Origin of the sequence: Streptomyces sp. NPDC102274 (assembly GCF_044766385.1) — a bacterium.
In the GTDB taxonomy this organism is placed as follows: Bacteria; Actinomycetota; Actinomycetes; order Streptomycetales; family Streptomycetaceae; genus Streptomyces.
This window is the reverse complement of record NZ_JBIWLW010000031.1, coordinates 26783-35763: the sequence shown is the minus strand read 5'-3', so window position 1 is coordinate 35763 and position 8981 is coordinate 26783. Positions and strand designations below refer to the sequence as shown.

The window sequence follows — 8981 nt, the reverse complement described above, 5'->3', positions numbered from 1 at the left end:
GGGGCCCCCCGGGCCCGCGGCGCCCCCCCCCCCCCCCCCGCCCCCCCCCCCCCCCCCCCCCCCCCCCCCCCCCCCCCCCGCTCCGGCGGACTACTTCGCGACCTCGTACTCCGCGGTGCTGTTGGGACAGTCAGCCGCCAGCTGCCGCAGCGCTGCGACCTCCGCATCGTCGGCGGAGAGGGACCACCTGAGCTTGGTCGCGGTCCGGCCGACCAGATACGTGCACTTCGCCGGGGCTCCGGGCGGCATCCACTGCGTCGGGTCCTTGTCCGCCTTGCTCCTGTTGGTCCTCGCCGTCACCGCGACGAGGCTCCACTCCGCCCCGAGATCATTCGCGTACGCCTCACGCCGCTCCGCTGTCCACTCAGACGCCCCCCTGTCCCACGCCTCCGCGAGCGGCACCATGTGATCGATATCGAGCTTCTTCGCGTCGGTGACCGTGACCTCGTCATAGAACTGCGCGAAGCCGGCCGCGAGGTGGACGCCGAGGTCCTGGCGCGCATCTCCCCCGCCCGCAGCTCGGCGGTCAACTACTACGGCTCGCCCGACTTGACGACAAGGGGCACCGGCCACTTCGCACCGTGAACGTGGACGATCCCACGGCCGGTCTGTAGGGCGAGGCTGAGCCCCGGTCCGCTGAACTGGCGCTGGACGGCAAATACTTGGGGACAAATGCCGACGCGCCTCGGGCTCGGCCAGCCGGGGCCCGCCGCGCGCGTCGTCGGGGCGCTCGGCGTGGTCGTGGCCGTCGCGAGCGCCCCTTATACCTGGCGGGTCGTTGAGCCGGTGTCCGTCCGCTTCCCGCGTCCGTCACCCGCGATGGCGCTGGCGGACCGGGCGGACGAGCTGACCTCCCAGCGCGCGGATGCGACGGTCGCCCAGGCCGCCGAGATCCGCCCTGGGGCAGGCATCGTCAGATTTCCCCTCACGAGATCCATCTGACCTGCCGTCACCCTTCCTCGCATCTCGGGGGAACCGCGGTCCGTCGCTCGGATCCAGTATCGATCCAACTCCGCCACCTGGCACGGCCTGAGGGACAAAGGCTTGTTCCCGAAGGCGGCATACATCTGTTCGAGTGAGACGGGTGCGCCGCGCCTCCACGTCAGGGGTTCCACCCGGACCGCTTCCCCGCCGGCGCACCACAGGCGACAGCTCCCGGCGCACAGCCCGACTCGGCCGCCATCCGTCGCTGTGCGGAGCCGATCGTACGGAACCGACCCGATCACCCGATTCAAGGTTTCACCAAGGTCAACCCAAGCCATGCCCTGCATCGTGATGGCTGTCGCTTCGTACGGCAGGGGAGGTCTCTGCGTGGCTGAACCCCGTCGGGGAAGCGCCGGACTCGGCAGCCGCTGTGGTCCAGGGATCGGGCCCGGTCGCCGGCCGGTCCGGCCCGGTCATCCACGGCGATGTCGACTCGGCAGATGACGGTGAGGAAAGAGGGGGAAATCGGTGGACGTTCGATATCCGGCTTACTGTCTTGCGGACGCACGGTTCTACGACTCCCCGGACCGGGCGCAGCCCGGTGACGAAGGGGTCGACTACCGCGACGTCATTGCTGCGGCGGCAGGGTGGCAGCAGGTGCCCGCCGGGCAGTGGACGCAGTTCCAGCCGCCACCCGGCCGGCCGGAGTTGCCGGCCCAGGGCTGGAAGATCCATGTGTCCGTCACACTGGACAACGCCGTTGAGATCCTCACATGCGTGTCCGCGTACTGTTTTCGGAAGAACATTCCCTTCAAGTTCCTCACCAACTCCCATGTTTTCATGGCAAGAAACGGAAAATACGCTCCGCGGGAGTCGAGTGGAAAGTTCCTGACTCTCTATCCTCGCGATCTGCCGGGTCTGAAGCAGACACTCCACGATCTCGACCGTGAGACAGGCGGATCGGCCGGTCCGTACATCCTGAGCGACCTGCAATGGAATCAGGGTCCTCTGTATGTCCGGTACGGCGGTTTCACCTGGCGCTACACCTACGGCGGCGACGGCACCCTGGTCGCGGCCGTCGAGCGCCCCGACGGCGTTCTGGTGGCCGATCTTCGCGAGCCGAGATTCACCGTGCCCGACTGGGTGGAGGTACCGGACTTTCTCGCCGAGGCGGTCGCGCCCCGCCTGGCCGGGGAGCAGCCCGAGGAATTCCCGTACGAGGTACTGGGCGTACTCCACTTCTCCAACGGCGGCGGCGTCTACCGGGCCCGTCGTTTCCGCGACGGACTGGAACTGGTGCTGAAGGAGGGCAGACCCCACGCGGGACTTGACCGGATGGGACGTGACGCACCCACCCGGCTGAGGACCGAACACACCGTGCTGTCCGCCCTGCGGGGCATTCCCGGTATTCCCCTCGTCCACGACTACCACGTCCTGGGCGGCCACGACTTCCTGGCCATGGAGTACGTACGAGGGCAGTCCCTCCAGACCTGGATCACCGTCAACTACCTCAATCTCAGGGTCGTGAACGACGGCAGTGGGACCAAGGAGTATCTGGAGTCGGTGGCCCACATCCTCGACCAGTTGGAACGCACCCTGAGAGCGGTCCATGACCAGGGGTATGTGTTCAACGACCTGCACCCCGGCAACATCTTGATCGATGACGACCTGAATCTGACACTCATCGACTTCGAGGCTGTACAGCCCAAGGACCACCCGGGGCCCAGAGCTCTCGGCGCCCCCGGATTCACCCCTCCCGACTCTCTGCGGGGAATCGACGGCGATCTGTACTCCCTGAGCGCGGTCCGCCTGTTCCTGTACCTTCCGTTGAACTCCCTCCTGGCCCTGTGCCCGGCCAAGGCGACCACGCTCATCGACGCCGCTCAGTCGCGTCTCGGCCTCGACGACGACGTGATCGCTCCGCTCACCCGCGCTCTCACCACATCGCAGACCGCCCCTTCCGGACTGCGTCCGGCCGAGCCGGCCTTGGCGTTCACCTCGGTCACCGGCCCGTGGGAGCTCCACACGACGGCTCTGACGGCCTCGATCCGCGGCTCGGCCTCGCCCGGCCGTCAGGACCGGATCTTCCCCGGTGACATCAATCAGTTCTTCCACGGTGGTGGCGGTGTCGCGTTCGGCGCGGCCGGGGTGATCGACACTCTGCACCAGGCCGGAGCCGGTGATCTGGAGCCCTATGTGGAGTGGTTGGAGCAGGAGACCCGCACGAGCCGCCGGCCGCGCTTCGGCCTGTACGACGGCATGGCCGGGATCTCCCACGTCCTGTACAACCTTGGCCGCACCGAGGCCGCGTGCGCGCTGTACGACCGGAGCGCCGACGGGAGCGAGGGGCTTTCCGGGACGAAACTCTTCGACGGTCTCTCCGGAATCGGGCTTGTCGGTCTGAGCTTCTACCGCCGTACCGGGAAGACGCGGTATCGCGAACACGCCGTGCGTGCGGCCGTGGAGGTGGAGAGGGCCATCGAGTCCGGCGTCTTCGCGGCGAGCGCCGTTCCCGTCGGCTCCGTCCGCCGGGAACGGCGCGGAAACTCGATCGACAACTTCTCGGGCGGCCTGCTCTACGGGTGGTCGGGTCTGGCCCTGTTCATGGTCAGGATGTTCGAAGCCACCGGCGAGGACCGCTGGCTCGGAGCGGCGCTGACGGCGGTCCACCGTGACCTCGACCAGTGCGAGACCCTGTCCGACGGCACCATGCAGGTGAAGAACCAGGCCCGAGTACTGCCGTATCTGGCCACCGGAAGTGCCGGTGTGGCGCTCGTGTGCGACCTGGTGCTGAACCACGTGGACGATGACCGGCTCAGACGCGCCGTCACACCACTGAGCCTGGCCTGCGCGGACGACCTCTGTGTCTGCGGAGGCCTGTTCAACGGCAGGGCGGGCCTGGTCGGCGCGCTCCGCCAGGTGGCACACCGGCTGGACTGGCCGGATGTGGATGAGCGTATCGACGCCGGGGTCCGCGGCCTCAACCTGTACGCGCTCTCCGACGAGTACGGCCTCATCTTCCCGGGGGAACAGAACCTGCGCGCATCCACCGATCTGGCCACCGGATCCGCGGGAGTGCTTCGCCTCCTCAATGTGCTGGCGGGCCGGACCTCGGAGATCCTGCCGTTCCTCGGTCCCGAGCCCTGGGCCGTCGGCTCCCGCTGACTCTCGGCCGCCGTCAAAAACGCCACCGATGGCACCACGGAAACACGGTGGCACCCGCGGGCGAGTGCAATGTCGCATCGAACGGCGAAGGGAGGTGAATTTCATGGCGAACTTCGTGTTGGGACTCCAGGCAATGGAGTCGGAGGCCGCTCCGCAGGACAACTTCGCGAGCGGCTGGACCTCGGTCTGCTGCGCCTGTAGCTGGGCGAGTGTGGCCTGCTGACATCGGGCGGACCGTGCCGGGGTGGGGGATTCCCCACCCCGGCACGGTTGCTCACGCCATCGACAGTTGGTTTCTCAGGAAGAAAGCGGGTGGATTGACCATGCCATTCCTTGCGGTGGGCCGACGATGAACGGGACCCGAGTAGGGCTGCGTGAACTGCTGCAGTACATGCGCGGCCGCATGCCCGTCATGGTCCTGGCCGCGGTGCTCTCGCTGGTCGGCGCGGGTATCACACTGCTGCAACCGCTGCTGGTCCGCTCGGTGATCGACGCGATCTCGGCGTCGCGTCCGATGGCCGGGCCGGCGAGCCTGCTGGCCGGTTTGCTGCTGGGGAGCGCAGTGCTCAACGGAGTACGCGACTTCCTGCTGCGCCGTACCGCCGAGGAAATGGTTCTCAAGGTACGCGAGCGGCTCGTGGCCCATGTTCTGCGGCTGCCCGTGGCCGAGTACGACCGTCGGCGCACCGGTGATCTGCTGTCCCGGATCGGGGCGGACAGCACCCTGCTGAGGCTCGTCATCACTTCGGGAATGTTCGAGCTGGCCACGGGCGGCCTCATGATCCTGGGGGCGGCCGTAGCGGCGATCCTGGTCGATCCGATGCTGTTCGCCGTCACTTGGGGCGGCCTGGTGGCAGCACTCGTCGCCGCCGTGCTGATCGCCCGCCGGACCCGGCCGTTGTCCGAGCAGGCACAGGCCAGGCTCGGTGAGATGGCCTCCGGACTCGAACGCGGGATCGCCGGTGCGCGTACGATCCGGGCCGCTCGCGCCGAGGGACGCGAAACCCAGGTGATCGGCCGCAGTACCAGACAGGCGTACGAATCGGGGTTGCGTCTGGCCAAGCTCCAGGCACTGGTCGTCCCGGTCGCCCATGTCGCGACCCATGGCGTGTTTCTCCTGGTACTGGGCGTCGGCGGTGCCCGGGTGGCCGGCGGCGCGCTCTCGGTCGGAGATCTGGTGGCGTTCGTGCTGTTCCTCTTCTTCCTGATCATGCCGCTCGGGCAGGTCATCAGCGCCTACTCCCAGCTTCAGACCGGTATGGGAGCGATGCAGCGCGTCGAGGACATCCTGAATCTGCCGACGGAGTCGGCACACGACCGGCACGACACCGAACGCGCTGTGCTGCCGGAGCCCGTACTCGGAGAGAAGCCGCCGCCGGCGATCACGTTCGACCGGGTCACCTTCGGCTACGGAGAAGACCGGGCCGTCCTCCGGGACGTGAGCTTCACGGTGCCCGTGGGCGGCCGCACCGCCCTGGTCGGCCCCTCAGGTGCGGGCAAGTCCACTCTGCTGGCGTTGGCGGAACGCTTCTACGACGTGGATTCCGGCGCCGTACACGTAGGCAGAACCGACATCCGTCGGATGTCCCGTGACACGCTCCGGGCCCAGCTGGGATACGTGGAGCAGGAGGCACCCGTACTGGCCGGCACGATCCGGGACAATCTGCTGCTGGCCACGCCGGAGGCCACCGACGCGGAGTTGATGGCAATCCTTAGCTCCGTCAACCTCGCCGGGATCGCCGAGCGCACACCGCTCGGCCTGGACGCGGAGGTTGGAGAAGGCGGGATCCTGCTGTCCGGTGGCGAACGGCAACGGCTCGCCATCGCCCGTACGCTCCTCAGCGCTCCGCCGATCCTGCTGCTGGACGAGCCCACCAGCAACCTCGATGCCCGCAACGAGGCGGCCTTCCGCCAAGCGCTCGCGGCCGTTTCGGCCGAACACACCCTCCTGATCGTGGCTCACCGGCTCTCGACCGTCGTCGACGCCGACCAGATCGTCGTCATCGACGCGGGGAAGGTCGTCGCTGTCGGCCGGCACGACGAACTCACCAGCACCAGCCCGCTCTACCGGGACCTGGCCAGCCGCCAGTTGCTGATTTCCTGAAGGAGACTCCATGGGCGTCGACCCGGGATCGCGCGGCACTCCGAGCATCGCCCTCATCGGCGCCGGGCCGCGGGGGACCTCAATTCTCGAACGGATCGTAGCGAGTGCGGCGGAGTGTGCGCCCGGCCTGGACCTGGCGGTTCATGTCATCGATCCGTTTCCGCCCGGCGGTGGATATGTCTGGCGGGGTGGGCAGTCAGGGTTGCTGTGGTCGAACACGAGGTCCGACGAATGCACGCTCTTCACGGACGAGAGTGTGAAGTGCGAGGGTCCGCTGGTACCGGGGCCCTCGCTCGCCGAGTGGGCGGAAGCCCTCGTACGGGGTGAGTGCGCGCTCCCCGAGGGATTCAAGCCGGGCGCGGGCACATCTGATGAGGCGTCACGTGTGCATGCCGGCTGGTTCGCCACGCGTCAGTTGGTGGGTGAGTACCTGTCGTGGGTCTTCTGGAGCACCGTGGATACCGGCGCACCCCAGGTGGGCGTGCGCGTTCATCAGGCGCGTGTGGCCGACGTCCGGGAATTGCCGACCGGCCGTCAGCGGCTCTCGCTCGACGGCGCCGGCGCGCTGGATGTGGATGTGGTCATTCACGCGCAGGGAAACTTTCAGGTCGGACCGCTGACGGAAGAAACATCATTGGCCCGGCGTGCCTCGGCTCACCGTCTGACCTATGCCCCCACCGCGTCCACGGCTGAGGTCTCCCTGGACTCCGTCCTTCCGGGAGAAGCCGTGCTGTTGCGCGGGCTCGGCCTGGCGTTCTTCGACACCATGGTGCTGTTGACGGAAGGCAGAGGGGGGCGTTTTTGCCGCGATGCGTCGGGAGACCTGCGGTATGAGCCCTCGGGGAGGGAGCCGGTTCTTCACGCGGGTTCTCGACGGGGCGTGCCGTATCGCTCGAAGTTCCACTACACATTGTCACGGCCCCTGTCGGGGCTTCCACGCTATTTCACACCTGAGGAGCTGGGAAAGGGTCCGCTGGACTTCGCTTCCGGTCTGTGGCCGCTGATCGCGAGGGAACTGACCGCGGCGGGCTACCGGGAGCTGGCGGCCTCACATCCGGAGCGCCTGGGGGTGGAAGCCGATGCGTTCCTTGCCCGGCTGGACACGGTGGAGTGGAACAGCCCCGAGATGAAGGAACTCATCGAGAGTGCTGTCCCTGAGGAAGGGGACCGTATTGACGTCGAGGGCATGGACCGGCCGTTGACGGGCCGCGGATTTCACAGCCCCGCTGCCCTGCAGGAGTGGATGACCGCCTACCTCGCCGCCGATGTGGAGCGTGGACGCGACCCCCGTCACAGCGCTCACCTGGCCGTCTACCACGCCATCTTCTCGGTCGCCGACGCGCTGTGGCGGGTGGTGCAGAGCGGACTGCTCTCCCCGGCCTCCGCGGGCCCTGGACTGCCCGAGTTCTTTCAGTTCTGCCGCTTCCGCACCAGTGGTCCGCCGGGCCCCCGCCTGGAACAGCTCCTGGCTCTCGCTCGCGCCGGCGTCGTCCACTTCATCGGTGCCGAGACCGAGGTGACCCTGGTGGACGGAGTGTTCGCGGCACGGTCCAGCAGCACCGACACGGAGATACGAGCGCGTGCGCTGATCGAGGCCCGCCTGCCGGGACGGGCCCTCTCGCGTGCGACCGATCCGCTGCTGCTGCGGCTCCTGGAACGAGGCGAGGTCAGGGAACAGACACAGGTGGACCCCGCGACAGGAGGGCGGCACCCGACGGGGCTGGTTGATACCGTCGGCCAGCGCCTGCGCGGCAGCGACGGTGCCCCGCACCCGCGCCGTTTTTTCGCTTACCCGGGTGACTTCCCCCGCCCCGGTACCAACTCCGTCTTTCTGCATCAGAGCGACGCGCTGGCACGGTCGGCTCTGCGTGAGCTGGTCCGTGCGGTGGGTGAGGCGCGCCTGTAGCGCTCCGGCAAGGGCGAGCCGCAGGGCCGTCCGGCCGGTCTCCCGCCGGACCTGGTCGTCTGCCGCGTGGTGCGGGGCCAGGTCACGCGGGCCGGCGGCGCGCGCCGCGTCGGCGGGTGCGCCGCCGGCGCACGGAGGGTGAAGCAGGGCTGCACGACCGCCCCAACCGACCCCACACAGGCACGACCCCCTTCACCGCTTTTCCAGACCGGGACCTGTGCCTCACCAGCGCAAGATCAATCTGTAATGCCGGCGGCTTGGATGAGGGTGTCGGCGGTGGTGACGGCCAGGCCCTGCAGGTCGTCCGCGCCGATGCCGGCGCGGGTGCTCGCTCCGTCGTAGAGGGCGGCGAGCTGGCGGGTGAGGAAGTCGGGGTCGGTGGCGTTTCCGCGTTCCGCCTCGGTACGGAAGAAGTTCTCCAGGTGCTGCCGCTTGATACGGGCTGCCACGAGGCTGGTGGGGTGGGCGGGGTCCTTCAGTTCCACCTGTGGTGCTAGGTAGGCGCAGCCCTTGTAGTCCGGTGACTGGGCGAACTTCTCCAGCTGCCGGAAGACGTGGAGCAGCCGGGCGCGAGGGCTCGGGCTGAAATCGGGCGGGGGGAGCAAGAAGGCTGCGTCAGCGAGTACGCGCCGCTCCAACGCGGCCGCGAGCAGGGCGTCCTTGCTGTCGAAGAGTTGGTACATCGACTTCTTGGAGATCCCGGCGCTCTTGCAGAGAGCACTGGCGGCCACGTCGACGCCGTGGCGGTAGAAGAGATCGACCGCGGCGTTCAGGAGCCGTTCTCGCTGTGAGTCCTCGACGGTTGCTTTCGGGGTCTCGGGCACCACGTCGGATGCGGCCTTGTCGATGGTGGTCATGGCACTGAGGTTACCTCGCAGATTG

At 68.2% G+C, this 8981-nt stretch carries 6 protein-coding genes and 1 pseudogene; 5 read left to right on the top strand and 2 right to left on the bottom strand.

Annotated elements, in window-relative coordinates; translation table 11 throughout:
• Positions 1-90: 90 nt before the first annotated feature.
• A pseudogene (locus ACIRQP_RS31985) lies at positions 91-456 on the bottom strand (HNH endonuclease family protein); the annotation flags it as partial.
• On the opposite strand from ACIRQP_RS31985, the gene ACIRQP_RS31980 reads away from it, so the two are divergent.
• From ACIRQP_RS31980 to ACIRQP_RS31960, 5 genes are all read left to right on the top strand, one after another.
• The gene (locus ACIRQP_RS31980) at positions 406-585 is read left to right on the top strand and encodes a hypothetical protein (RefSeq protein WP_403896401.1); all 180 of its coding nucleotides are present in this window, start codon (positions 406-408) and stop codon (positions 583-585) included. The pseudogene ACIRQP_RS31985 and the gene ACIRQP_RS31980 overlap by 51 nt on opposite strands.
• Positions 586-672: 87 nt before the next feature.
• On the top strand, positions 673-942 hold the full coding sequence (locus ACIRQP_RS31975) for a hypothetical protein (RefSeq protein WP_403896219.1): 270 nt from the start codon (positions 673-675) through the stop codon (positions 940-942).
• Between the two features lie 510 nt (positions 943-1452).
• Positions 1453-4089, top strand: a complete 2637-nt coding sequence (gene lanKC / locus ACIRQP_RS31970) for a class III lanthionine synthetase LanKC (protein WP_403896216.1) — start codon at positions 1453-1455, stop codon at positions 4087-4089.
• 349 nt (positions 4090-4438) lie between these two features.
• Positions 4439-6193, top strand: coding sequence for an ABC transporter ATP-binding protein (locus ACIRQP_RS31965; protein ID WP_403896213.1), 1755 nt, complete (start codon positions 4439-4441; stop codon positions 6191-6193).
• 10 nt (positions 6194-6203) lie between these two features.
• Positions 6204-8099, top strand: a complete 1896-nt coding sequence (locus ACIRQP_RS31960; RefSeq protein ID WP_403896210.1) for an FAD/NAD(P)-binding protein — start codon at positions 6204-6206, stop codon at positions 8097-8099.
• A 236-nt stretch (positions 8100-8335) separates the two neighbouring features.
• Here ACIRQP_RS31960 and ACIRQP_RS31955 read toward each other — a convergent pair whose 3' ends face one another.
• Positions 8336-8956: a TetR/AcrR family transcriptional regulator gene (locus tag ACIRQP_RS31955; RefSeq protein WP_403896207.1), complete on the bottom strand. Its 621-nt coding sequence runs from the start codon at positions 8954-8956 to the stop codon at positions 8336-8338.
• Between the last annotated feature and the right edge of the window lie 25 nt (positions 8957-8981).

Bases quoted from the DNA above. Each gene is read 5' to 3' on its own strand.
- ACIRQP_RS31965 (WP_403896213.1), top strand. From the start codon at position 4,439: ATGAACGGGACCCGAGTAGGGCTGCGTGAACTGCTGCAGTACATGCGC.
- ACIRQP_RS31960 (WP_403896210.1), top strand. From the start codon at position 6,204: ATGGGCGTCGACCCGGGATCGCGCGGCACTCCGAGCATCGCCCTCATC.
- ACIRQP_RS31975 (WP_403896219.1), top strand. From the start codon at position 673: ATGCCGACGCGCCTCGGGCTCGGCCAGCCGGGGCCCGCCGCGCGCGTC.
- ACIRQP_RS31955 (WP_403896207.1), bottom strand. From the start codon at position 8,956: ATGACCACCATCGACAAGGCCGCATCCGACGTGGTGCCCGAGACCCCG.